Genomic DNA, 24,098 nt, shown 5'->3' with positions numbered 1-24,098 from the left:
CCGGATCAACGCCCGCCCTCCCGGCGACCCCGGGGCCAGACGCCCGCCCTCCCGGCGACCCCGGAACACGCGCCCGCGTTCCGGCACCAGCGGGGCGCCCACCCGCCGCCCCCGGCCGCGTGCACGGGCGCCCACGGCCCGGGGGCGAGCCGTTCGGGGCCGCCGACCCGCTACCGCTCCTTCACCGCGAGGAACCCCAGCAGGTCCGGCACGCCGCCCGGGCCCGCCTCCACGGTGCGGACCAGGCGCAGACCTGCCGCAACGGCGTGGTTGAGCAGGTCCGCGAGCGGGAGGTGCCAGGCGCCGACCCTGGCCCGGACACCGGCCGGACTCCACGCGTCGAAACTGCGGGAGCGGTCGGAGTACCGCGCGTCGACCACGATCCTCGGCCGGTCGCTCCAGTCGGCGAAGGCTCCGACGAAGCACGGGTGCACCCCCAGGTGCAGGAACCGTCCGCCGGGGCGGAGCACCCGGGCGGTCTCCCGCAGCACCGCTGCGTAGTCCGGGACGTCGGTGCTCGCCAGCACACAGGCCGCGGCCGGTACCGAGGCGTCGGCCAGCGGGAGGGCCGAGGCGTCGGCGACGGCCACGGGCAGCCGCCGCACCGCGTGGCGAAGCTGACCGCGCGACAGGTCCACGCCCACCGGCGTCCACCCCAACGCGGCCAGCGCCGGCGCGTGGGCGCCCGTGCCGCAGCAGACGTCCAGGCAGACGCCCTCGCCGGCGCCCAGCAGGTCCTCGATCGCGGTGTGCACGCGCGCGATGTAGTCGCCGGAGGCGGCGGACATGAACTCCTCGTACCAGTCGGCGTACGCGTCGTACGCCGCCGTCGTCACGGATCCCATGGCGGCAACGCTAGGGGCGGACCCGCCATCGGGAGAGCGGTTCGCTGCGGGCGTGAGCACACGACGGCCGCCGCCGGGTCGGCGCCGGCCGGCCGCGGGCGGTTGCGGGTGGCCGCGGGCGCGAAAGGCCGCGGGCGAGCGCGAGAGGCCGCGGGTGGCCATGGACGGGCGCGGGTGGCCTCGGGCGGTTGCCGAGGTCGCGACGCCTGCCGTCCTGCCGCGGTGTGCCGCCGCCCCGGCAGGACGGCGGGTGTGCGCCGTCCTCGCGGTGCCCCGCCCGGCTGCCGAGACAGTGAGTATGGACTTCCTCCTCGGCCTGCTCGACCGGACCGCGGCCCTGCTCTTCCCCGGCCGGCGCGACCACCACGGCGTGCTGCCCCCGCTGCTGGTGGTGCTCACCTTCGTGAGCGGGCTGGTGGACGCTGTCAGCTTTCTCGGTCTGGACCACGTCTTCGTCGCCAACATGACGGGCAACATGGTCTTTTTGGCGTTCGCGCTGGCCGGTGCGCCCGAACTGTCCGCGTCGGCCTCGCTGCTGGCCGTGGCCTGCTTCGTGACCGGGGTGCTGGCCGCGGGGCGGTGGGCGCCGCGGTTCGGCACGCCCGAGCGGATGTTCGCCCCGCTCGTCGCCGCGCAGGCCGTCCTGGTGGCCGGGGCGCTCGCCGCGGGCGCCGCGGGGACGGTGTCGTACGTGCTCATCGTGCTGCTCGCGGTGGGCATGGGCCTGCAGAACGCCATGGTGCACCGGCTCGGCCTGCCCGACCTGACGACGACGGTCCTCACCCGCACCCTGACGGGTCTCGTGGCCGACCCGCCGGGGCCGTCCCGGGTGCGCCGGGCGGTGTCGGTGACCGTGCTGGTCTGCGGTGCGCTCACCGGGGGCGCACTCCAGGTCCACCGGGGCACGGTGCCCGTCCTGATCGTCGCCCTGATCCTGCTGGCCGCCGTCGCCCTCGCCGCCGGCGCCGCGACGACCGGCCGCCCGGCGCCCGCCCCGCCCTGAGCCGAGCCGCCCTGAGCCGAGCCGGGCTTCACCCGCGGCCCGGCAGGGACACTGGCGGCCACCCGGCCACCCGGCCACCGGCGACATCACCCGGTCACAGGTGAGACCGCCCGGCCACCGCGGGGCCGCTCGTCCACCGGCCGGCCCCTCCCGGTCACAGCGCCACGTCCGTGTCGAGCGCCGCCCTGTGCAGGGCCGCCGCGACCCGGGCGGCGGCCTCGGGCAGCGGCTGCGGGAGCCGGGCGAGGAGCACGCGGCGCTGCTCCCGGGGGCCGCCGCGCACCGGCAGGACCCGCACGCCCGCCGGAGCTACGGTGGCGAGCACCGCGGGCACGGTGGTCAGGCCGCAGCCGGCGGCGACGAGGTGCAGCTTGCTCAGCCAGTCGCGGGCCGTGTGGGCGATCTCGGGCTTCTCGTCGAGACCGGGCCAGACCCCCATGAGGCCGTCGCCGGCCGTGGCGGACCCGGCGATCCAGCGCCGCCCGCGCAGATCGGCGACGTCGACGAACGAGCCGCGGGCGAGCGGATCCGCTGCGGGCACCGCGACACAGAGGCTGCGCTCGGTGAGGGTGCGCAGGACGAGCGCCGGTGACTCGGCGTCGGGCGGCCTGAAGGGCGGGGCGAGGGCGAGCACCGCCAGGTCCAGGCTGCCCGCCCGCAGGGCGCGGACCAGCGCCGGGGTGCCGGCCTCGCGGGTGACGACGGTCAGCGCGGGATCGCTGCGGCGCAGTGCGGTGAGCGCCCGCGGCCCCAGCACGGCGCCCGCGATCGGGAACCAGCCGACCCGTACGGTCCCGGCCCGGGCGGGCAGCCCGGTCAGCTCGCGCGCGGCGGCGTCGATCTCGTCGAGCACGGTGGTGGCCCGCTGGAGGACGATCCGTCCCGCGGTGGTCACCCGGGCGCCGTCGCGGCGCCGTTCCAGCAGTTCCGCGCCGGCCGCCCGCTCGATGGAGGCGATCTGCCGGGAGACCGCCGACTGGGTGTAGCCGAGTTCGGCCGCCGCGGCGGTGAAGGTGCCCTGCTCGGCGACCGCGCGGAAGACACGGAGCGAGGTCAGCGAGACATCTCGGAAGTCCATGACGTTCACGCATAGCACATATGCGTGAGTTTCGTTGGACGCATACTCGGGCCGTTCCTACCGTTGCCGGTATGAGCGCTGTACGCACCGCCCTGGTCACCGGGGCGAACCAAGGACTCGGGCGGGCCCTTGCCGAAGGGCTCGCCGCCCGTCTCCGCCCCGCGGACCTGGTCCTGCTCACCGGCCGCGACGCCGGTCGTGTCGACACCGCGGCCCGTCAGGTCGCGCAGGCACCCGGCACCCGCAGCCGGGTGGCGGGCCGGGTGCTCGACGTCGGCGACGCAGGCGCGGTGGCCGCGTGCGCGGGCGAGTTGGCGGAGCGGTACGGCGGGGTGGACATCGTCGTCTCCAACGCCGTCGCCGGGCTCGTCCCGGAGCGTTCGCAGGCCGAGCAGGCCGACGAGTTCATCGACGTGGCCAACGGCGGTACGCACGCGGTGCTGCGGTCGTTCGGGCCGGTGCTGCGCCCCGGCGGCCGGCTGATCGTGGTGGCCAGCTCGCTGGGCACTCTGGGCCGCCTTCCCGCGCGGCTCCGCCCGCTGTTCGACGGCGCGGACCTGAACCAGGTGGAGTCGGCCGTCGAGTCCTGGCGGCGGGCCATCCACGCGGGGACGGCGCAGGAGGCGGGCTGGCCGCTGTGGGTGAACGTGCCCTCGAAGGTGGCACAGGTGGCCGCGGTCCGCGCGGTGGCCGCCGAGCGCCGCGCGCGCGACCTGGCCTCCGGCACGCTGATCGCCTCGGTCTGCCCCGGCATGGTCGACACCCGGGCGTCCCGGCCGTGGTTCGGCGACCACGGCGGCGCGCAGTCCCCGTCCGAGGCGGCCGGTCCCGTGCTCGACGTGGTGCTCGCGCCCGAGGTCGACCCGGCGCGGTACGGCGAACTGATCCGCTTCGGTGAGGTCCTGCCCTGGCACGGCGGAACACCTCCCACCGAGCAGGAGGAACTCGTCGTCCCCTGACGCTCTGCCGCCCCTTCGCGCGAGTCCATCCCGTACCGCCGCACGAGTCCATCCCGTACCGCCGCACGAGTCCATCCCGTACCGCCGCACGACTCCGCCCCGTACCGCCCGCACGACCGCGACCCGTTCCGCCCCGCGATTCCATGACGTCGCCGCACGAGACAACACGCCCCGCCGCACGAGACCAGCACGCCCCGCCGCACAGCGCCGGCCTCTCCGTCTGGCCGGAAACAGCCCCACAATCCCGGACGGAACGGGCGCGCCGTGACCAATTCGTTCGGTAGACACCATGGAGTCTTCGCTTTTGTGACCCCGGCTGTCTGATATCAATTCGCATGCGCGTACCTGTTGACGCGATGGAATCCATGGTGCGTACCGCGCCGGGCGGGGTGAAGGCCGTTGTGCTTTCGAAGAGGGACTCCCGCGCCACGACGGAAACGCATGACGTGCAGTTGCGGTGAAAGGGAACCAGTGCACAGGCGCAAGAGAACGCTGCGGTGGCTTACGGCGACCGTTGCGGGCGGGGCGGTGGCGGCGGGGGCTTTCGTGTTCCTGCCCGAGCTGGCCCAGGCCACCGACGACCAGGGGCAGCAGACGGACGTCCAGCGGCAGTTCGAGCTGGCCGCCACCGAGTACCGGGTGCCGCTGCCGGTGCTGCTGGGAGTGGCGCACGAGGAGTCCGGCTGGCGGCTGCACAAGGGCTACAGCACCAGCGGTGGCTGGGGTCTGATGAACCTGACGGACGTCACCAAGGACATGCTGGCCACCGGTGACGCGGGCGCCGCGGGCCGCGGGGACGTGCAGGCCCTGGCGAACCGGCCCCAGTCGCACACGCTGCAGAAGGCCGCGCAGCTCACCGGGATATCCGCCGACGACCTGCGGCACGACACCGCCAGCAACATCCGCGGCGGCGCCGCGCTGCTGGCCGCGTACCAGAAGGAGCTGAACGGCAAGCTCAGCACCAGGCCGTCCGACTGGACGGGCGCGGTCGCCAGGTACAGCCAGATGTCCGACAAGAAGGCCGCCGCGGGCTTCGCCGACGACGTCTTCGGGACCATAAGATCCGGCGGCAGGCAGAAGGTCACCGGCGACCAGAGCGTGCACCTGTCCGCCGACCCGGCGGCCCGGCCCGCCGACGCCCAGGTGGACAGCCTCAAGCTGGCGGACACCGCCTCGCCGCAGGCCGAGTGCCCGCCCGACATGAACTGCCGGTTCGTCCCGGCCGACCCGTCCAACGGACAGGTGTCCAACCGCCCGGCCAACGGCATCAAGATCACCGAGATCGTCCTCCACACCACGGAGACGTCCTACGACAACACCATCACCACCTTCCAGACGCCCGGAGGCTCCTCCGCGCAGTACGTGATGCGCGCGTCCGACGGCGCGATCACGCAGATGGTGGCGGACAAGGACATCGCGTTCGGCGACGGCAACTACTGGAGCAACCTCCACTCGGTGCAGATCGAGCACGAGGGCTACTCGGCACGCGGCGCCGAGTGGTACACGGACGCCGCCTACCAGCAGACGGCCAAACTGGTGCGCTACCTCGCCGCCCGCTACGGCATCCCGCTCGACCGCCAGCACATCGTCGGACACGACGACGTGCCCGCGCCGTCGGACAAGGGGATCGCGGCGCAGCACTGGGACCCCGGCACCGCCTGGGACTGGTCCCGTTTCATGCGCCTGCTGGGCGCGCCGACCGATATCGGGCCGCACGGCTTCGGCCGCGTCGGCTCCGCGGTGACCATCGCCCCCGGTTTCGGCGGCAACGAGCAGACCAACACCATCTGCCCCGAGGACGACCCGACCGGCGCCACCACCGAGTGCACGAAGGTGACCGCACCCTCCAACTCCCTCTTCGTGCGCAGCGCCCCGAGCGCCGACGCGCCACTGCTGCTCGACACGGTCGTGCACCCGGACGGCACCGCGGGCACGGACCGGATCAACGACTGGAGCGACACCGTCCAGGACGGCCAGCAGTTCGTGGTGGCCGACCGGAAGGGCGACTGGACGGCGATCTGGTTCGACGGCCAGAAGGGCTGGATCCCCAATCCCGGCGGCAGCAACACGATCCCCGCGCCCGGCGTCCGCATCGTCAGGGCCGCCGGCGGGACCGCGGCCCCGCTCTACGGCACCGCCTACCCGGACGCCTCGGAGTACCCCACCGGGTACGCGCCGTCCACGCAGGCGCCGCTGACCGCGGCCAACTACCGCATCCCGGCAGGGCAGGCGTACGTCGCCGACCAGCCGGCCGTGCCGTCCGACGACTTCTTCGCCTCCGACGGAACCGTGGTGAAGGGCGCCAGGACGTACTACACGATCCAGTTCAACCACCGCTACGCGCAGGTCGACTCGGCGGACGTCGCCGTGACCCGGTAGACCGCACACGGTGGACCGCGGGTACCGCACCGCCGCCCGAGGGCGCGGGGGGCCGCCCACCGGATCCGACCGGGACCGCCCGCTCGCGCCGGGGACGGCTCCCGGCCCTCCTCGCGCCTCCTCGCGGCCGACCGCGCCGCCCTTCCCGCCCGGGGCCCGTCCGAATCGCCGGACGGGCCCCGGCTCGTGCCGGGCACCGCGGGAAACCATTCGCCGCCCCACCGCCCGCGCCGCTACCCTCCCCGCGTGATGACCGCTCGGGACGTGGTGTCCGTGCTGGGCCTGCTGCGCGACGCGGGCACCGACGTCTGGATCGCCGGCGGATGGGGTGTGGACGCACTGGTGGGCGAGCAGACAAGGGAGCACTGCGACCTGGACCTGCTGCACCGCGGGGAGCAGGAGCCCGCCGTGCTTGCGGCGCTCTTCGCGGCCGGTTTCACCGAGAGCCTCGACCTGCGTCCGGTCCGCTTCGTCCTCGACGCGCCCGACGGCCGCCAACTGGACCTGCACCCCTTGGTCTTCGCCCCGGACGGTTCCGCACTCCAGGCGTCGCACGACCCGGAGCACCCGTTCGCCTACCCCGCAGCCTGCTTCACGGCCGGCACCGTCGGCGGGGCCGCCGTCCCCTGCATCTCCGCCGCCCAGCAGGACCACTTCCATCAGGGGTACGAGCCCACCGCCCGGGACCGGCTGGACATGGCCCACCTGCGGCGGGTGTTCGGCATCCGGACGCACTTCTGACCGGGTCGGCCCCGGTTGGCGTACCGGAGAGCCCTCCGGTACCGTCGACACGAACCGGAGAAGTCTCCGGTCCGGTGGGCACCCGGCCGGGGTGCGGACGGCGCGGGCCGGCGGCCCGCCCAAGGAGGCGGTACAGGTGAAGGTGGTCCTCTTCGGCGCGAGCGGCATGGTCGGGCACGGCGCCCTCGCGGCCTGTCTCGACAACCCCGGCGTGACGGAGGTCGTCGCGGTCGTCCGCCGCCCGCTGGGCCTCACCCACCCCAAGCTCCGCGAGGTCGTGCACGACGACTTCACGGATCTGACCGGGCTGGCGGACGACTTCGCGGGCACCGGCGCCTGCTTCTTCTGCCTGGGCACCTCCTCGGCCGGCCGCACCGAGGCCGAGTACACGCGCATCACCCGCGACTACGCGCTCGCCGCCGCCGAGGCGCTGCTGCCGGTGCGGCCGGCGCCGGTCTTCGTCTACGTCTCGGGCGAGGGCGCGGACCGTGCGAGCAGGACGATGTGGGCGAGGGTCAAGGGCACCACCGAGGACGCCCTGCACGAGCTGCCCCTGCGCACCCACGTCGTACGGCCCGGCTACATCCGGCCCGTGCGGGGGGCGCGGTCCAGGACCCGGAGCTACCGCCTGATGTACGCCGCGACGTCGTGGCTCTACCCGGTGCTGCGCCGGCTGATGCCGCGGCACACGACCACCACCGAGGCGCTGGGCCGCGCCATGCTCGCGCTGGCCAGGCAGGACGGCCGGGAACCGCGCCTGCTCACCAGCGCCGAGGTCAACGCACTCGCCGGCCGGCCCTGACCGCCCGGCCGGTCGGGCGCCGGCGGGGCGCCGGTCCGGTGTCCGGGCCAGGCGCCGGGTGACGGTCCGGGCGGGTTCGGCCGCGGCGAGCGCCCTGCCGGCGGCCGCGGCGTCGGGATCGGTCGTGCGGACCGCGGCGCCGGCGCCCCGGGCGCCGAGCGGACCGCACATCGACCGGACACGGTACCCGGTTCGCAGCCGCGAACATGCGGACACTCCCTCCGGCTGCCAGGAAGAAATGGACACCTTGTCCGCTCCCTGGCTGCGGTACGGCCATGGCCAACGCCCGGCCCGGACCCGCCGAGCCCTGCGCGCCGATGGACTGCGCGCCGGTGGACTGCGCGCCCGATGCACTGCGCCATTACGAGCTGCTGCTGGCGGCCGCCGAGGACGTCTTCGGGCGCCTGGGCACCGACGCGCCCCTGGAGGCGGTCGCCCAGCAGGCCGCGGGTCAGCGGCCGGTGTGAACGGTCGTGCACAGCAGGGTTCTGCCGTCGTCCACCCGCATCGACCAGTAGGGGGTCCGGTCGCCGGCGGAGCGCCTGCAGTTGTCGGCGCCGCCGCCCGGAGGGGCCCGGTAGACGCCGGTGATGTGCATGATCTGGTTGTAGGGCACGGGCACCTTCTGCCGCTCGCAGTCCACGGCCGTCATCGAGCCCAGCGAGATGCTGTTGCCCGACTGCTCGCCGAGCAGGCAGTAGTCCACGTGGTAGACGCGGCTGAGGCAGAGCCTCGTGGTTCTGCCGGTGACCGCGGACCGGTAGCTCCAGGACGCCTTGCCCGCCCCGGTGGGGCAGACGGCACCGGTACCGGTGACCCGCACCAGCGCGGACCCGCCACCGCAGGGCACCGGGTCCGGTGGGGTCGCAGAGCTCCACCTGACCGTGGTGTCGCCGCCGTAGCCGGTGTCCCAGACCGGGAGGCACGCACCGGCCGGGACCCGCTGGAAGGCCTCCTCGGTGGGGTCGGTGGCCGGCGTGGCGGCGCCCTGACCCGGCTCGTCACCGGACGCGCCGGACGCGCCGTCGGTAAGGACGCCGCTCCCGCCGCCGTCACCGGACCCGCCCGCCCCGGAGCTGCCGCCGGAGTCGGTCCCGCCGGTGGACGAACCACCGGACGAGCCGGTGGACGACCCACTGGACGAGCCGCCCGCGGAGGTGCCGGCCGAGCCGGTCCCGCCGTCGTCGGCGGTCCACGGGTGCCAGACGAAGACCGTGAACGCGACGACGGCGACCACCAGCCAGAAGCAGCCACTGCTGCCGGAGTCCTTCCCGGACGCCTGCGCACCCGGTGCGGCAGCACCCGCCGCCCCGCCGCCGGCACCGGCCCCGGCCCCGGCCCCGGCCCCGGCGCCCGCCGCCGGCCTGGCGCCCCCCACGGCCTTTGCACCGGGCGCGGACCTGGCGCCGGAGGTGGTCCGGGGCCCGGGCGCCGCGGTGCCGCCCGGCGCCGACGAGGCATGTGCACGCCGCCCCGCCGCACCCGGTCCGGCCGACGCACCCGGCGTGGCCGCCTTCCCGCTCGCCTCCCGACCCGCACGCTCGCGCCGCCGCCGTTCCGCCTCGAACGCGTTCGCCAGCCGCTGCCTGACCTCCGCCGCCGCGCGGTCGCCGGTCTCCCCACCGCGGTGCGGGCCGTCCGCGACGGCGCCACCGCCCACCGGCCGGACGTCGGTGTAGACGCGCGTGGGGGACGGCGGCGGCACCCGTCGGGTCCGCTGGTCGACCGTGCGGGGGTCCACCGCGCCAGGCGCATCAGCGCCGGATGCGCCCGTAACGGGTGCTCCCGTGCCGGCGAGCAGGGCGCGGCCCTGGGCCTCGTACTGCTGGATCAGTGCCGTCCACCGCGGCGGCAGCCAGCGCTCACCGCGGCGCGAGGTGGGCATCCGGTCCAGCTCCTCCAGGAAGGACCGCAGGACGTCGCCGGGGGCCGGCCGGTCGCCGGGCTCCGCGGCCAGGCACGGGCGGATCAGCCCGGCCAGTTCCTTGGGCAGGCCCGTCAGGTCCAGTTCGGCGCGCTGGACACGGGTGAGCAGCCGGATGGTGTCTCCGGTGTCCTCGTACGGCGGGCGTCCGACGGCGAGGTGGAAGAGCGTGGCGCCCAGCGAGTACACGTCGGAGGCCGTGGTGGACGGTTCCGCGCGGGCCTGCTCCGGCGAGGTGAAGGCGATGGTGCCCAGCGTCAGTGACGTCCGGGTGATGTCGGCGGCGTGCGAGATGCCGAAGTCGATGAGCCGGGGCCCGGCCAGTGGAAGAAGGACGTTCTGAGGTTTGACGTCCCGGTGGACGATGCCCTCAGTGTGCAGCGCCACCAGCGCCTGCGCGGTGCCCGCGGCGATCCAGCGGACCGCGGAGCCCGGCACCCGTCCGGCAGTGCGCACCAGCTCGGACAGCGCGGGCGCGGGTATGTACTCGATGGCCATCCAGGGCGGCTCGGCGTCCGGGTCCGCCTCCCTCACCCGGGCCGTGTGGGCGCTGTCGATCCGCCGGGCCAGCGCCACCTCGCGGGCGAACCTGCGGCGGTCGGTCCCGCCGGCGGCTCCCTCGGCGAGCAGCGTCTTGACCGCGGCGAGCGAGCCGTCCCGGGCCGACCTCGCCAGATAGACCCGTCCCATGCCGCCCGAAGCGATCCGGTGCAGCAGCCGGTACGCGCCGAGCTGCCGCGGGTCGTCGCCACCGAGCGGACGCAGTCCCAAGCCGTTCATGCCGTGTCACCCTCCCCCGTGGTTCCCCCGTGCCGTGACACGGTCCGAACACTGCCACGTCGGGGGCAGTTGGGTAACCACCCGGGGACCGGAGCGCCCAAGTCCGGGCCCGGTGCCCGGATCGCGCGTCCCGGGACCTGCCGGCGCCCCCAGAACGCGCCCCGCAACGCACCACCCACTCACCGCACACCCGCACCCGCACCCGCACCCGCACCCGTCTGCACACCCGCACCCGCCTCCACGCCCGCGCCCGCACGCACACCCACGCCCGCGCCCGCGCCCGCGCCCGCACGCACACCTACGCCCACACCCAGACGCACGCCCGCCCGCACGCCCGCACACCCACGCCCACCTGCACCCCCACACAGAGATGAGGCATTTTTCTGCTATGAGGTGATTTATCGTGAGCGCAGAGGGAAACCCGGTGTGCGTACGACCACGGGATGATGAGGTGAGGACATGCTCTTGCTGGGTCTCCTGCTGGCGGCCTGTACGGCCGCCTTCGCGGGGCTGCTGATCTCGTTCAACACCGGCGGGGGACCGGACTACACGGTGACCCTGCTCGGCAACACGCCCTTCACGATCAACACGCTGGGCGCGTTCGTGGGAGGCATCTGCCTGACACTGCTCTTCGGGCTCGGCCTGGGGATCATGATGGCCGGTGCCTCGCTGATGCGGCGGCACAGGGGACAGCGGCTCGGCTACCGCCGCCACGCCCGGCAGGCGACCGCCGAGCGGGACGCGATGGCTCGCCGCCTCCCGGAGACCGGTGCTCCGCACGAGGAGGGCAGCACGTCCTACACGACCAGGCGCCGCCCCTTCCTCAACCTGCACCGGCCCCATCTGCGGCACTAGCCGGACCCACGCCGCACGGCCCGCGTCCAAAGCGGCCGGCCCGGCCCGGCGGGCGGGCGCGGACCGGCCGCGGGCCGAGCGGGCCGAGGCGAGGGGCTTAACCGTTCGCCGCGGATGACGCACGCAGCGGTCGCAGGCTGGCCGGTACGGAGCGCAGCGCGTCGTACCAGACGGGGGCCATCTTGTCGTAGCCCGCCTTGGACGGGTGCACACCGTCGGCGAGGTCCGCCGCCGTCAGGGCGGAGTGCATGTCGACGAGGTGGACGTGGGAGCCCTTGCTCCGGACGACGCCGGCAATCGCGGCGTTGTAGGTGTTCACCATCGAGGCGTGCGGTTCGCCCTGCTCGGTGATGATCTGCGCGACGAAGAGCTCGACTCCCGGCTTGGTGCCGAGGATGTGGTCGATCAGCGCCGAGAGCCGGTCCGGGGCGTGCGCGACGTCGTAGTTCTGGTTGATGTCGTTGGTGCCGATGTGCAGCAGGACGGTGCGGGGGTCGGTGGCGTTCAGCCAGTTGACGATGTTGGCGTCGAGCTGGTCGATGCGCCAGCCCGAGTGCCCCTCGTGGTCGTGGTCCCCGAGGGCCGCCGGGCCGTTGGTCAGCGATCCGACGAAGTCCACGCGGTACCCGCCCGCGGCCAGCCGCTGCCAGAGGTTGACGCGGTAGCCACCGGGATAGGGGGTGAAGCCGTCGGTGATGGAGTCGCCGAGCGGCATGATGCGGACCCCGCCGTTCGACTCACCGGGCACCGCGGCGACCGCCGCGGTGCCCGGCAGCGCGAAGACCGCGCCCACCAGGGTGGCCAGCAGAATTCCAAGCATGGACATGACATTGACACAGGTGAATCTGCGCACTTCGACTTCCTCTCGTAAAGCCGCCGCAGAATGCAGGGGGTGCTGTGCCGTGCGCCGCGAGTGAGCGGCCTGCCTCGATGAAAGTCCTCGCGATCGAATGACGTCAATACGCGCGACGCGAGGCGCCTTCCACGCGCGCCGGATCGTCAACAGCGGTGCGTCAAAGGCCAGTTGGGGCGACGACACACCCCGAAGGCCACTCGTGGTTCACGTGGGAGGCGAGGGGCGGGGCAGCCCGCGGGAGCCGGCCGTCAACTCCGGTACGCCCGTTCATCCGAAGGCGGGGCAACGCGGGCGAGCCGTATGACGCACGGTCCTATGGTGCTAACAAATTGTTATTGTGACGAATCCTCAGGCCCCTACGGGGTCCAGCAGCATCGACCGGCGCGCCTTCTCCGCCTTCTCCGCCTCCGCCGCCGCCCTCACCGGAGCGAGCCTGCTGACCGGCCCGGCGGCGGCCGCAGCGCCCGCTGAGCCCGCCCGTGTTCCCTCCGTCCCCGGGCAGCGCGGCACGCCCGCCGCCGAACGGGCGCGCAGCCGGGCCGTGGCGCGTGCCGTCCTGGTCATGGACGAGCACGAGAAGGTGCTCACGCCCGAGTACCTGCGGGTGCTCAAGGAGGGTCTGCCCCGCTCGGGCTCCGGCGCCAAGCGCGTCCTCGTCATCGGCGCGGGACCGTCCGGCATGCTCGCCGCACACCTGCTGAAGCAGGCCGGGCACCGGGTGACGGTCCTGGAGGCCAACGGCAACCGCGCGGGCGGCCGGATCAAGACGTTCCGCGCGGGCGGCCACGAACAGGCCGCACGGCCCTTCGCCGACCCGCACCAGTACGCGGAGGCGGGCGCGATGCGGCTGCCCGGGAGCCATCCGCTGGTGATGGCCCTGATCGAGCAGTTCGGCCTCCAGAAGCGGCCGTTCCTGCTGGTCGCGGAGGACGGCCGGGGCCGGCGCACCGACCGTGCCTGGATCCAGGCGAACGGCAGGCTCATCCGCAGCGCCGACTACGCGAAGTCCCCGCGTGCCGTGAACCGCTCCTTCGGTGTCCCCGACAAGTACCTGGACGTGCCGGCGGGGGCGATCCTCGACGGCGTCCTCGACCCGATCCGCGACGAGGTCAGCACGGTCGGCCCGGACGGCAAGCGGAGGAACAAGCCCCCGGCCGAGGCACTGGAGGGCTGGACCCGGATCATCGAGAAGTTCGGCGACCACTCGATGTTCCGCTTCCTCACCGAGCACGCCGGGCTCGACGAGCGCACCGTCGACCTGATCGGCACCGTCAAGAACCTCACCTCCCGGTTGCCGCTCTCCTTCCTGCACAACTTCCTCGGCGCGACCCTGATCAGCCCGGACACCGCCTTCTACGAGCTGGCGGGCGGCACCGCCACCTTCGCCGACGCCCTGCTGGAGCGGGTGCGCGAAGACGTGCGCTTCGACCGGCGGGTCACCCGCATCGAGTACCTGGACGCGAGCGACCCGGACCGCCGGGGCCACCGCGACGCCACGCACGTCTCCGAGGGCGGGCCGCACGTCTGGGTCGACACGGTCTCCGAGGGGCGGGACGGCCCGGTGGTGCGCGAGCAGTTCACCGCGGACCTCGCGATCGTCACGGTGCCCTTCTCCGGTCTGCGCCAGGTGCAGATCACCCCGCCGCCGTCCTACCCCAAGCGCCGGGCCCTGATCGAGCTGCACTACGACGCGGCCACCAAGGTGTTGCTGGAGTTCAGCCGCCGCTGGTGGGAGTTCACCGAGGCGGACTGGAAGCGCGAGCTGGCCACCGTCGACCCGGGCCTGTACGACGACTACCGGCTGGGCAGGACCCCGGACGACGGCACGCTGCTCGGCGCCCACCGGTCGGTGCCCGCCGGCCACATCGGCGAGGCGCAGCGGGCGCACTACGCCGCGACCAGGTGGGCCGGCCGCAACCAGCCGGAGGCGGTGCACGTCTTCGGCGGCGGCTCCGTCAGCGACAACTCCAACCGCTTCATGTACCACCCCTCGCACCCCGTCCGGGGCAGTGCGGGCGGAGTGGTCCTGGCCTCCTACAGTTGGGCGGACGACGCGGTGCGCTGGGACTGCCTGGACGACGACGCCCGCTACCCGCACGCGCTGCGCGGTCTGGAGCAGGTCTACGGCCAGCGCATCGAGGTGTTCTACACCGGGGTGGGAAGGACCCAGAGCTGGCTGCGCGACCCGTACGCCTACGGCGAGGCCTCCGTGCTCCTGCCCGGCCAGCACACGGAGATCTTCCCCGACATCCCCACCCCCGAGGGCCCGCTGCACTTCGCCGGCGACCACACCTCCCTCAAGCCCGCATGGATCGAGGGAGCGCTCGAATCGGCGGTCCGCGCGGCGCTGGAGGTGCACGGCCGGGGCTGACAGGACCGGCCCGCGGGCGTCCGTTCCCCGGCAGGTTCCGCTGACGGCGGCGGGCCCGCCGGACCGGTGCGCGGGCCGGGCTCAGGCCCGGTCCGCGGCCCCTTCCGCACCCGGCCGCTCCCCCACCGGCCGCCCGGCGCGCTCCGTGCCCGGCCCCGGCCCGCAAGGGCCCGGCGCGGCGGCCGCGGCGGTCGCGGAGTCGGGCCGGGGGATCAGCACGTACTCATCGGGGTCGAGCCGGCCGGTGCGGCGGGCGTACTCCCGCATGTAGCCGGGCCAGTTGGCGATGTGCCGGCCGTCTGCCGTGCGGTACCAGGAGGCGCACTGCGCCCAGGCCGTCCCGGCGAACCGCGCCTGGAGCGCGCGCCGGCCGGCCTCCTGCACCTCGGGCCGTACGTCGAGCGCCGCGGCGCCCTGCCGGCGGGTCCACTGGAGGGCCTTGCGCACGTACCTGGCCTGGGCCTCCAGGAAGAAGATGATCGAGCCGCCCGAGGTGTTGGTACCCGGACCGTACATCAGGAACATCGAGGGGAAACCGGACACGGTGATCCCGAGGTGGGCCGCGGGGCCGCCGCCGCCCTCGGCCCACTCGTCCTTCAGGGAGCGGCCGCCGGCTCCGGTGACGTCCATGGGGAACATGAACGTGTTCGTCCTGAATCCGGTGCCGTAGACGATGCAGTCGACCTCGTACCTGCGGCCGTCCGCCGTCTCGGGTCCCCCGGGGGTGATGCGCACCACGGGCTCCGTCACCAGCCGGACGTTCGGCCGCTGGAGGGCCGGCAGGAAGTCGGAGCTGAGCAGCACCCGCTTGCAGCCGAACGGGTAGTCGGGCCACACCTTGCGGCGCACCTCGCGGTCGGGTAACTGCCGGCGCATGAAGGCCCCGGAGACCAACTGCGCGAGACGCCCCAGCGTCCGCGGGTGGCGGATGGCGAGCGTGAGCACTTCGAGGGCGTGGAAGACGGTGCTGCGCCACAGCCGGCGGGCGAACGGCACATGCCTGAGCAGCCAGCGCCCGGGGGCGGGGTAGGGACCGGTGCGGCGCGGCAGGAACCAGTTCGGCGTGCGCTGGAAGACCACCAGGCTCTGCACCTGGGCGGCCAGCTCGGGGACGAACTGGGCGGCGCTCGCGCCGGTGCCGAGCACGGCCACGCGTTTGCCGCGCACGTCGTAGCCGTGGTCCCAGCGGGCCGAGTGGAAGCTGTGGCCGGCGAAGGTGGAACGCCCCTGTGTACGGGGCAGCGCGGGGTGGTTGAGCTGGCCGGTGGCGACCACGAGCGCGTCGGCGGTACGGCGCTCCTCGCGGCCGTCAGGGCCCCGGCTGTGCACCGTCCACCGGCGGGTGGTGTCGTCCCAGGCGCAGGCGGTCACCTGGGTACCGGTGACGACGCGGCGCGCGACGCCGAGCGCGGCCGCGGTGCCGCGCAGGTACTCCAGGATCTCGGCGCCCGGCGAGAACACCCGGGACCATTCGGCGCGTTGGGCGAACGAGTACGAGTACAGGTGGCTGGGGACGTCGCACGCGGCTCCCGGGTAGCGGTTGTGCTGCCAGGTGCCGCCGAGTTCCGCGGCCGCTTCGAGGAGGGTGACGTCCTCGAAGCCGTGCCGCAGCAGCTCGGCCGCGGCGGCGACACCGCCGAACCCCGCGCCGACGACGATGACCCGTGGTGCCGGCGCGCTGTTCGAGGGGACGTCCACAGCGTCACGGTAGGCCGCACCCCCGGCCTTGGCCACCACCGCGGGGCAGATCACCCGAAAGGGTGGGGCGCGCACCGTGGAACACACCTGCCCCCGGACGCACACGCTTTTACCGGAACGTAACCCACCGGACTGGTTTCACGCGCCGGGACGTGACTACAGTGTGGCTCCACCAATTAATCTCAACGTGAGAGGAATTGTGCCCAGTAACGCGTCTTCCCCGCTCCCCCGTGCGTCCAACCGCAGTGCCGTCCTGTCGGCACTGCTGTCCGGCGCCGAGATGGACCGCCAGCAACTGATCGCCGACACGGGCCTCAGCCGGGCGACCGTGTTCCGCATCGTCGACGACCTGATGGCCGACGACCTGGTGCGTGAGGCCGGTCGGCGGCTGCGCGAAGGCCCCGGGCGACAGTCCACGTCCGTCGGCTTCAACGGCAGCTCCGCCCTCGTCTGCGGCATCGACCTGGGCGGCACCAACTGCCGGGTCGTGGTGGCGGACGCGCTGGGGCGGGCCCTGATCAGGAGCCGGGACGCCACCCCGCGCGACTCCACGGCCGCCGAACTGGCCGCCTGGGTGGTCGGACGGGTCCGCGACCTGGTCGCCGAGCACGGCGACGGCATCCCCCTGCACACCGTCACCATCGGCCTGCCCGGCGTGGTGACCGGCGACGGCAGCACCGTCGTCAACTCCCACAACCTCGGTCAGATCAAGGGCACCGAGTTCATAGAGACCATCTCCGAACTGCTCGGGGTCCCCACGGTCGTCGGCAACGACTCCAACCTCGCCCTGGTCGGCGAGTTGCGGTACGGGGCGCTTCCCGACCAGCAGACCGCGGTGCTGCTCGCCATGGGCACCGGCCTCGGTACCGCCGTCTCCCTGGACGGCCAGGTGCTGGTCGGGCGCACCGGGCTGCTCGGCGAGTTCGGCCGGCTGCCGCTGCCGGGGCGCGGGCAGCGGCTGCGCGACCTGCTCTCCGGCGCCGACCTGGTGGCGTACGCCCGCAGCAAGGGCGTGGAGGTGCCCAAGGCCCAGGCGCTCTTCCTGGATCCCGAGCGGTACGGGCCGCTGCTCGAAGAGGTCCACGACGCGCTCACCCACCTGGTGACGATCGTGGCGCTCGCCTACGAGCCCGGCACCGTCGTCCTCACCGGCGGCTTCTCCGAGTCGTTCGCCACCGGGCGGCTGTCCGAGATCAGCGAACAGGTCGCGCAGACCGTCGGGGTGCACAGCGTCGTCAGGAAGTCCGACCTCGGCGACTCCGCGGGCCTGCTCGGCGCGATGGCCTCCTCGCTAGGCCGGCTCTACGACGCCCTCGGCGTCAGCGCAACCCACCGGGCCGCCATCGAGGTCGACCGCGACCTCGTCATCGAGCGGCTCGCCACATGCCCCACAACCAGCACGACGCTCAACGGCCAGCAGGCGGAAAGGTCCACAAGGTGAGAACGATGCACACAGCACGGTGGCGGTATGCCATCGCGGCACTGCCGGTCATGGCGCTCGCGCTGACCGGCTGCGGAGGCAGCGGCGGCGACAAGGCGGACTCCGACAACAAGCTGACGGTCTGGATGATGACGGGCGGCCCCGGCGACAGCCCCCTCATCAAGGACGTCAACGCCGAGTTCGCCAAGAAGTACGGCAAGAAGTACCCGGGCATGAAGGTGGACGTCCAGGTCCAGCAGTGGGACGGGGTGGCCACCAAGATCACCACCGCGCTGGCGACCAGCAACCCGCCGGACATCGTCGAGATGGGCAACACCCAGACCCCGCTGCAGACCTACTCGGGCGGCCTGGCCGACCTGACCGCCGCCAAGAAGTCCTTCGAGGGCTCGGCCGGCTGGCTCAGCGGGCTTTCGGGGCCCTCCACCTACGACGGCAAGCTGTACGCCGTGCCGCTCTACGGCGGCACCAAGGTCGTCATGTACAACAAGAAGATGTTCGCGGACGCGGGCATCAAGCAGTTGCCGAAGACCATCGGCGAGCTTCAGCGGGACTGCGGCACCCTGGCCAAGGCCAACAGCGGCACGGCCAACTTCTCCGGCTTCTACATGCCGGGCCAGTACTGGTTCAACGGCATACCCTTCGCCTTCGCCAAGGGCGGCACCGTCGCCACCGAGAAGGGCGGCAAGTGGCGGGCCGAGATGAGTTCGCCCGCGAACCAGGCCGGACTCAAGGCGTGGCGCACCTTCCAGAACACCTGCTCCACCAAGTCGTCGGTGGGCGTCAACACCGACAGCCCCGACCAGGACCAGCTCTTCGCGGACGGCAAGGCCGCGATGGAGTACGTCAAGGCATGGGAGCCGGCCACCGTCCTGGAGAAGAACCCGGGGCTCAAGGACCGGATCGGGTTCTTCGCGCTGCCGGGCTACACCGCGGACAGAACCATGCCGGTGATCGTCTCCGGATCCACCATCGGCGTCGCCGCGAACAGCCCGGACAAGAAGGCCGCCACCGACTGGCTGCGGATCATCGCCGGCAAGGACTTCCAGCAGAGCATGGCCAAGAAGCTCAACCTGCTGCCGATCTCGCCGGCCTTCACCCCGCCCGGCGTGCCCGAGCAACTGACCGTCGCCTCCGAGGCCAGCAAGATCAGCCAGCCGCTGCCCAACAGCCCGGGCGAGGCCACGCTGGAGACCGAGCGCTACAACGAGCAGTTCTTCTCGAAGATCGCGGGCGGCGCCGACATCGCCACGGCTTCCGCGGCCTACGACAAGCACGCCACCAAAGCCTTCAACTCACTCGGCGACTAGTAGTTCCTGGGGCCATCCATGGCAATGACTGACAAGCGGAGCACGGCCCGACCGGCGGCCCCCCGGCCCCGGCCGGGGCCGCCCGGGAGGCGGGCCCGGCCCTCCCGGCAACGGCTGCTGCCCTGGGCCATGATCGCCCCGGCGGTGGTGGCACTGCTGCTGATCCAGGGCTACCCCCTGGTGCGGCTGCTGGTGCTGTCCACCCAGGACTTCGGCCCGCGCTCGCTCTTCACCGGCCAGGCGGACTTCGTCGGCCTCGGCAACTTCACCGAGGTCTTCGGGGACCCCGACTTCCGGGCCGTGCTGGTGCGCACGGTGGTCTTCACGGTGCTGTGCGTGGCGCTGCTGATGGTGCTGGGGTTCCTGCTCTCGCACCTGCTCACCGGCGTGGCACCGTGGGCGCGGGTGATGACCACCGTCTGCCTGGTGCTGGTGTGGGCCATGCCCATGGTGGCCGCGACACTGGTGTGGCAGTGGATGTACCAGCCGCAGTACGGCGTGGCGAACTGGCTGCTGACCAAGCTGCGGATCTTCGGTGACCTCTCCGCGTACGACTGGTTCTCCCACCCGAACCAGGCGCTCGGCCTGATCATCCTGCTGACGGTGTGGAAGGGCCTGCCGTTCGTGGCGCTGACGCTGTTCGCCGCGCGCGGCCAGATATCCGAGTCGCTCTACGAAGCGGCGCGGCTGGACGGCGCGGGCACCCTCCAGACGTTCCGGCACATCACCGTGCCGATCCTGCGGCCGGTGCTGGCGATCCTCACCGTGCTGGAGGTCATCTGGTCGATGAACTCGTTCACCCCGATCTGGGTGCTCACGCAGGGCGGCCCGGACGGCCGGACCACCACGCTCGGCGTCCTCGCCTACCTCACCGCCTTCAGCCGCAACGACTACGGCTCCGGCGCGTCCATCGCGGTGGTGACGGTGCTGATCCTCGCGGTCTTCTCCGTCTTCTACGTCCGCAGGATCTCCGACCAGGCGGAGCAGGGAGGCACGGCATGAGCCCCTCGATGACCCCGGCGCGGCGGCGGCGCGCGGCCAACAACGGGATCGCCGTGGTGGTCTCCGCGGTGATGATCTTCCCGGTGTACTGGATGCTGGCGACCGCGTTCAAGCAGCGCGGCCACATCCTCAGCGCGGTGCCGCAGTTCTTCCCCTGGCCGATCAGCCTGGAGAACTTCCGGCGGGCACTGGGCAAGCCGCACTTCTGGGTGTTCGTGGGCAACTCCCTGACGGTGACGCTTTCCTCGGTGGTGCTCTCCCTGGTGATCGCGCTCTTCGCGGCGATCGCCATCGCCCGCTTCCGCTTCCACGGCCGCCGGGCGCTGATGGCGGTGCTGGTGCTGGTGCAGATGGTGCCGATGTCCGCGATGGTCATCCCGGTCTACCTGATGCTGCGGTCCATCAACGCGCTGGACTACCTCCCCGGTCTGGTCCTCACCTATATGACGTTCGTGCTGCCGTTCACGATCTGGACGCTGCGCGGCTTCGTGGAGGGCGTGCCGGTGGAGCTGGAGGAGGCGGCGCTCGTGGACGGCTGCGGACGCCTCCAGATGTACGTCCGGGTGCTGCTGCCGCTGCTGATGCCCGGCATCGTCGCCACCTCGATCTTCGCCTTCGTCAACGCCTGGGACGACTACCTCTTCGCTTACGTGATCATGAAGTCGCAGGCCAACTACACGCTGCCGGTCTGGCTGGTGTCGTTCAAGACGGCGGAGAGCGTGGACTACGGCGCCATGATCGCCGCGTCCACGATCTTCTCGATCCCCGTCCTCGTCTTCTTCCTGCTGGTCCAGCGCCGTCTGGTGGGCGGTATGACCAGCGGCGCGGTCAAGGGATGAACGCCCGGGGGCCGGCCGGGGGCCGCGCCCGCCGGTCGGCCCCGGCCCCGGCCCCGGCGCGCGGTGCGCGCCGCACCCGCCACCCCACGCACCCCCCGCACTCCCGTGCATCCGAAAGACACACCCGAAAGACACATCCGAAAGATGAGGATCGAACGATGACTGCCGAGACCGCCGAGCTGTCACGGCTGGCCCACGGTGTGCTGTTCCCCGCGCTGGGCAGGCAGACCGTGCCCAAGTGGGCACGCTCCCGGGTCGCGAAGGGGCTGGGCGGCTTCGTCCTGTTCGGCAAGGACCTCGCCTCCGCCGAGCAGGTCGAGGAGCTCACGACCGCGCTGCACGACCTGCGCGAGCACGTACTGCTCGCCATCGACGAGGAAGGCGGCGACGTCAACCGCCTGGAGCCGTACGGCGGGACCTCGGTGCCCGGCAACCACGCGCTCGGGCGCCTCGACCGGCCCGACCTCACCCGTGCCGCGGCGTACCAGATCGGCCTGTCGCTGGTGGCGGCCGGGGTCGACTGGAACCTGGCGCCGGCGGTGGACACGGCCGTCAACCCGCTCAGCCCGAACGGCATCCGCTGCTTCGGCCCCGACCGGGCCCGGGTGGCCGTGCACGCCGAGGCATGGGTGGAGGGCCTCCAGGCGGCGGGCGTGAGCGCCTGCGCCAAGCACTTCCCCGGACACGGCCTGAGCTCCACCGACGCGCACCTGGGCACCCCCACCGTGGACCTGTCGCGCGAGGAGCTGGTGAAGCACTACCTGGACCCGTTCCGTGCCGCGATCGCGGCGGGCGTGGACAGCATCATGGTGTCGCACGTCCAGCTCACCCAACTGGACTCCGTGCCCGCGACCATCAGCCCCGCCGTGCTGACCGGGCTGCTCCGCGGCGAGCTGGGCTACGACGGCGTGGTGATCACGGACGCGCTGGAGATGCACGGCATCAGCGACGTGGCGAGCCTGCCGGACGCCGCCGTACGGGCCATCGGCGCGGGCGCCGACGCGCTCTGCCTGGGCGCCTGGGCGTTCGGTGACGACGTCGACGCGGCCGCCGCGGCCCTGGTCGGCGCCGTGCGGGACGGCACCCTGCCGGAGGCGAGGCTGCGCGAGGCCAACGAGCGCATCGCACACCTGGGCACCCGGCCCAGGGCCGACGGCGCCGAGCGCGACGACTCGGTGGGCGCCCGGCTCGCGCAGGACGTCGCCGAGGTGCACGGGAACCCGGTGCTGCGCGGCGAGCGCGCCCTGGTCGTCAGGCTCGACCCGACCCACTCGCCCGCGCAGGGCGGGGCCGCCTGGGGCGTGGAGGAACCGCTGCGCGCGGCGGGCCTGACGGTGGAGTCGCTGGCCGTCTCCGGCGACACCTACAACGCCGCGGGCATGGTCAAGGCCGAGATCGGGCTGTTCCTCGACGAGTTCGGAGCCGACGCGGACGTCGTGCTCCAGGTCCGCAGCCCGCACCGCTTCGCCTGGCAGCGGCCCGTCCTCGACGAGCTGCTGCGCCGCTACCCGAACTGCGTCGTGGTGGACATGGGCGTGCCCGGTGACGACTTCGGCGGCTTCCGCGGCTGGGTGCGCACCTTCGGCTCGTCCCGCGTCTGCACCCAGGCCGCGCTGCGCGCCCTGCTGGCGAAGGCGTGAGCCCCGCGCGCCCCGCCCCGGGGGGCGACCGCCTCCTGGCCAACGCCCGCCTGGTCACCCCGGGCCGGGTGACGGGGCCGGGGTGGCTGCTCGTCCGGGACGGCCTGATCGCGGCCCTCGGCGAGGGCCGGCCGCCGGCCGCGGCCGACGGCGCGTACGAACGCTCGGGGGCGGGTCCGGGCGCGCCCGGGGGGCTGGGCGCGTCCGGCGGCACGGGTGCGCCTGGGGCGGGTGCGCCGGGCGGGCGCGGCACCCGTGAGGTCGTGGACCTCGGGGGCCGACTGCTCACCCCGGGGTTCGTGGACGCGCACTGCCACGGCGGTGCGGGCCACTCCGTGTACACCGGGGACCGGGACGACGTACGCGCGGCCGCCGCGGGCCACCTGGCACGCGGCACCACCACGATGCTGGCCTCGGTGGCCACCGTCGCGCCCCGGGCCATGACGGCGGCGGTGCGCGCCATCGCCGCCGTCATCGCCGACGGCACCGCGCCCACCGTCGCCGGCATCCACCTGGAGGGCCCCTTCCTCTCCCCCGACCGCCGCGGCGCCCAGACCCGCACCGCGCTGCGGGCCCCGGACGAGGGCGTCCTGCGGCGGCTGCTCGACGCGGCGGAGGGGCACGCGGTGTCGATGACGCTCGCGCCGGAACTGCCCGGTGCCCTCGATCTGATCCGGGGCCACGCGGGCGACCTGGTGTGCTGCCTGGGCCACACCGACGCCTCGGCCGGCGCCTTCGCCGAGGCCACGGACCTCGGGGCCCGCGCGGTCACCCACCTCTTCAACGCCATGCCGCCGCTGCACCACCGGGAGCCCGGCCCGGTGGCAGCCGCCCTGCTCGACGCCCGGCTGCGCTGCGAACTGATCCTGGACGGCCACCACCTGGCCGTCGACACCGCCCGCCTCGCCTACCGTCTGGCCGGTCCCGAACGGCTGCTGCTGGTGAGCGACGCGATGCCCGCGGCGGGCATGGCGGACGGCGACTACCGGTTCGCCGACCGGGAGGTCACCGTCACCGACGGGGTGGCCCGGCTGCGCGGCACCGACACGCTGGCCGGGTCGACGCTCTTCGTGGCTGCGGCGTTCCGCAGGGCGGTCCTCGACGTCGGCATCCCGGTGCCGGACGCCGTCCTGATGGCGGCGACCACGCCGGCCGCCCTGCTCGGTCTGACCGACCGCGGCGCGCTGCGCCCCGGGCTCCGCGCCGACCTGGTCGCGCTCGACGAGCGGCTGCGGCCCGCCCGCGTCTGGCTGGCCGGCGAGGAGCAGCCGGTGGCGCAGAGCGACTGAGACCCGACGCGGCCACCCGCCACCCGCCACCCACGGGCCCGTGGTCCCTCCAACCCGTGGCCTACGGACCCCCGGCCTACGGACCCGTGGCCTACGGAGCGCGAACCCGCGACCCTCGCACCCGGCACCCGGCACCCGGCACCCGGCACCCCGCACCCCGCACCCCGCACCCCGCACCCCGCACCCCGCGGACCCTTGCACCGGCACCCGCGGACCCTCACGCCCTCGCACCCGGCACCCACGGGCCCGAGCGACTAGGCTGGCCGACTGTGACGGTTTTGTTCCGCTT

At 73.5% G+C, this 24,098-nt stretch carries 19 protein-coding genes; 14 read left to right on the top strand and 5 right to left on the bottom strand.

Annotated features, from left to right (window positions below):
- Positions 1 to 170: 170 nt before the first annotated feature.
- Positions 171 to 845: a class I SAM-dependent methyltransferase gene (locus IE313_RS15165; protein ID WP_189932289.1), complete on the bottom strand. Its 675-nt coding sequence runs from the start codon at positions 843 to 845 to the stop codon at positions 171 to 173.
- A gap of 298 nt (positions 846 to 1,143) precedes the next feature.
- Here IE313_RS15165 and IE313_RS15160 point away from each other — a divergent pair, with 298 nt between their 5' ends.
- Positions 1,144 to 1,848, top strand: a complete 705-nt coding sequence (locus tag IE313_RS15160) for a YoaK family protein (protein WP_189932288.1) — start codon at positions 1,144 to 1,146, stop codon at positions 1,846 to 1,848.
- A 154-nt stretch (positions 1,849 to 2,002) separates the two neighbouring features.
- On the opposite strand, the gene IE313_RS15155 is transcribed toward IE313_RS15160, so the two are convergent.
- Positions 2,003 to 2,926 (bottom strand): LysR family transcriptional regulator, encoded by a 924-nt coding sequence (locus IE313_RS15155; RefSeq protein ID WP_189932286.1) that lies wholly within the window; start codon positions 2,924 to 2,926, stop codon positions 2,003 to 2,005.
- Positions 2,927 to 2,997: 71 nt separating this feature from the next.
- On the opposite strand from IE313_RS15155, the gene IE313_RS15150 reads away from it, so the two are divergent.
- The 5 genes from IE313_RS15150 (at position 2,998) to IE313_RS35195 (ending at position 8,274) form a co-directional block, all read left to right on the top strand.
- On the top strand, positions 2,998 to 3,885 hold the full coding sequence (locus tag IE313_RS15150) for an SDR family NAD(P)-dependent oxidoreductase (RefSeq protein WP_189932284.1): 888 nt from the start codon (positions 2,998 to 3,000) through the stop codon (positions 3,883 to 3,885).
- 471 nt (positions 3,886 to 4,356) lie between these two features.
- Positions 4,357 to 6,264, top strand: coding sequence for a peptidoglycan recognition protein family protein (locus tag IE313_RS15145; protein WP_189932282.1), 1,908 nt, complete (start codon positions 4,357 to 4,359; stop codon positions 6,262 to 6,264).
- Positions 6,265 to 6,513: 249 nt separating this feature from the next.
- On the top strand, positions 6,514 to 7,005 hold the full coding sequence (locus IE313_RS15140) for a nucleotidyltransferase domain-containing protein (RefSeq protein ID WP_189932675.1): 492 nt from the start codon (positions 6,514 to 6,516) through the stop codon (positions 7,003 to 7,005).
- A gap of 136 nt (positions 7,006 to 7,141) precedes the next feature.
- The gene (locus IE313_RS15135; protein WP_189932280.1) at positions 7,142 to 7,807 is read left to right on the top strand and encodes a Rossmann-fold NAD(P)-binding domain-containing protein; all 666 of its coding nucleotides are present in this window, start codon (positions 7,142 to 7,144) and stop codon (positions 7,805 to 7,807) included.
- Between the two features lie 275 nt (positions 7,808 to 8,082).
- A complete protein-coding gene (locus tag IE313_RS35195) occupies positions 8,083 to 8,274 on the top strand; it encodes a hypothetical protein (RefSeq protein WP_229924659.1) in 192 nt (63 codons plus the stop codon).
- Here IE313_RS35195 and IE313_RS15125 read toward each other — a convergent pair.
- Positions 8,259 to 10,511 carry a serine/threonine-protein kinase gene (locus IE313_RS15125; protein WP_189932278.1) on the bottom strand — a complete coding sequence of 751 codons (2,253 nt, stop codon included), beginning with the start codon at positions 10,509 to 10,511 and terminating at the stop codon, positions 8,259 to 8,261. The two genes, IE313_RS35195 and IE313_RS15125, sit on opposite strands and share 16 nt — an antisense overlap.
- A gap of 459 nt (positions 10,512 to 10,970) precedes the next feature.
- Between IE313_RS15125 and IE313_RS15120 the strand changes: the two genes are divergently transcribed.
- A complete protein-coding gene (locus IE313_RS15120) occupies positions 10,971 to 11,366 on the top strand; it encodes a hypothetical protein (RefSeq protein ID WP_189932277.1) in 396 nt (131 codons plus the stop codon).
- Positions 11,367 to 11,463: 97 nt separating this feature from the next.
- Here IE313_RS15120 and IE313_RS15115 read toward each other — a convergent pair whose 3' ends face one another.
- Complete coding sequence (locus IE313_RS15115) at positions 11,464 to 12,186, bottom strand: SGNH/GDSL hydrolase family protein (RefSeq protein WP_229924658.1); 723 nt, start codon at positions 12,184 to 12,186, stop codon at positions 11,464 to 11,466.
- Positions 12,187 to 12,556: 370 nt separating this feature from the next.
- On the opposite strand from IE313_RS15115, the gene lgoX reads away from it, so the two are divergent.
- Positions 12,557 to 14,593: an L-glutamate oxidase LgoX gene (gene lgoX, locus IE313_RS15110; protein ID WP_444546249.1), complete on the top strand. Its 2,037-nt coding sequence runs from the start codon at positions 12,557 to 12,559 to the stop codon at positions 14,591 to 14,593.
- A gap of 81 nt (positions 14,594 to 14,674) precedes the next feature.
- On the opposite strand, the gene IE313_RS15105 is transcribed toward lgoX, so the two are convergent.
- Entirely contained in the window at positions 14,675 to 16,291 is a 1,617-nt protein-coding gene (locus IE313_RS15105; RefSeq protein ID WP_189932273.1) for a flavin-containing monooxygenase, read from the bottom strand.
- Between the two features lie 199 nt (positions 16,292 to 16,490).
- On the opposite strand from IE313_RS15105, the gene IE313_RS15100 reads away from it, so the two are divergent.
- The 6 genes from IE313_RS15100 to nagA all read left to right on the top strand — a co-directional run bounded on the left by IE313_RS15100 (position 16,491) and on the right by nagA (position 23,809).
- Positions 16,491 to 17,732 (top strand): ROK family transcriptional regulator, encoded by a 1,242-nt coding sequence (locus IE313_RS15100; protein WP_189932271.1) that lies wholly within the window; start codon positions 16,491 to 16,493, stop codon positions 17,730 to 17,732.
- 5 nt (positions 17,733 to 17,737) lie between these two features.
- Positions 17,738 to 19,039 carry an extracellular solute-binding protein gene (locus tag IE313_RS15095; RefSeq protein ID WP_189932269.1) on the top strand — a complete coding sequence of 434 codons (1,302 nt, stop codon included), beginning with the start codon at positions 17,738 to 17,740 and terminating at the stop codon, positions 19,037 to 19,039.
- 24 nt (positions 19,040 to 19,063) lie between these two features.
- Positions 19,064 to 20,041, top strand: a complete 978-nt coding sequence (locus IE313_RS15090; protein WP_189932267.1) for a carbohydrate ABC transporter permease — start codon at positions 19,064 to 19,066, stop codon at positions 20,039 to 20,041.
- Positions 20,038 to 20,880: a carbohydrate ABC transporter permease gene (locus IE313_RS15085; protein WP_229924657.1), complete on the top strand. Its 843-nt coding sequence runs from the start codon at positions 20,038 to 20,040 to the stop codon at positions 20,878 to 20,880. The genes IE313_RS15090 and IE313_RS15085 overlap by 4 nt, the downstream gene beginning before the upstream one ends.
- A 158-nt stretch (positions 20,881 to 21,038) precedes the next feature.
- Positions 21,039 to 22,520 carry a glycoside hydrolase family 3 protein gene (locus IE313_RS15080; RefSeq protein WP_189932265.1) on the top strand — a complete coding sequence of 494 codons (1,482 nt, stop codon included), beginning with the start codon at positions 21,039 to 21,041 and terminating at the stop codon, positions 22,518 to 22,520.
- Entirely contained in the window at positions 22,517 to 23,809 is a 1,293-nt protein-coding gene (nagA, locus tag IE313_RS15075; RefSeq protein WP_189932262.1) for an N-acetylglucosamine-6-phosphate deacetylase, read from the top strand. Before IE313_RS15080 ends, nagA begins: the two co-directional genes overlap by 4 nt.
- The last annotated feature ends 289 nt before the right edge of the window (positions 23,810 to 24,098 follow it).

It is taken from the genome of Streptomyces sulfonofaciens (assembly GCF_014656295.1).
Classification (GTDB): Bacteria; Actinomycetota; Actinomycetes; order Streptomycetales; family Streptomycetaceae; genus Streptomyces; species Streptomyces sulfonofaciens.
Note: the sequence above shows the minus strand (reverse complement) of the source record. Positions and strands in the feature narration are given on the sequence as shown.

Excerpts from the sequence above, each read along its gene's own strand:
- IE313_RS15165 (WP_189932289.1), bottom strand. The coding sequence starts at position 845 with ATGGGATCCGTGACGACGGCGGCGTACGACGCGTACGCCGACTGGTAC.
- IE313_RS15160 (WP_189932288.1), top strand. The coding sequence starts at position 1,144 with ATGGACTTCCTCCTCGGCCTGCTCGACCGGACCGCGGCCCTGCTCTTC.
- IE313_RS15155 (WP_189932286.1), bottom strand. The coding sequence starts at position 2,926 with ATGGACTTCCGAGATGTCTCGCTGACCTCGCTCCGTGTCTTCCGCGCG.
- IE313_RS15150 (WP_189932284.1), top strand. The coding sequence starts at position 2,998 with ATGAGCGCTGTACGCACCGCCCTGGTCACCGGGGCGAACCAAGGACTC.
- IE313_RS15140 (WP_189932675.1), top strand. The coding sequence starts at position 6,514 with ATGACCGCTCGGGACGTGGTGTCCGTGCTGGGCCTGCTGCGCGACGCG.
- IE313_RS35195 (WP_229924659.1), top strand. The coding sequence starts at position 8,083 with ATGGCCAACGCCCGGCCCGGACCCGCCGAGCCCTGCGCGCCGATGGAC.
- IE313_RS15125 (WP_189932278.1), bottom strand. The coding sequence starts at position 10,511 with ATGAACGGCTTGGGACTGCGTCCGCTCGGTGGCGACGACCCGCGGCAG.
- IE313_RS15120 (WP_189932277.1), top strand. The coding sequence starts at position 10,971 with ATGCTCTTGCTGGGTCTCCTGCTGGCGGCCTGTACGGCCGCCTTCGCG.
- IE313_RS15115 (WP_229924658.1), bottom strand. The coding sequence starts at position 12,186 with ATGCTTGGAATTCTGCTGGCCACCCTGGTGGGCGCGGTCTTCGCGCTG.
- IE313_RS15095 (WP_189932269.1), top strand. The coding sequence starts at position 17,738 with ATGCACACAGCACGGTGGCGGTATGCCATCGCGGCACTGCCGGTCATG.
- IE313_RS15090 (WP_189932267.1), top strand. The coding sequence starts at position 19,064 with ATGACTGACAAGCGGAGCACGGCCCGACCGGCGGCCCCCCGGCCCCGG.
- IE313_RS15085 (WP_229924657.1), top strand. The coding sequence starts at position 20,038 with ATGAGCCCCTCGATGACCCCGGCGCGGCGGCGGCGCGCGGCCAACAAC.
- IE313_RS15080 (WP_189932265.1), top strand. The coding sequence starts at position 21,039 with ATGACTGCCGAGACCGCCGAGCTGTCACGGCTGGCCCACGGTGTGCTG.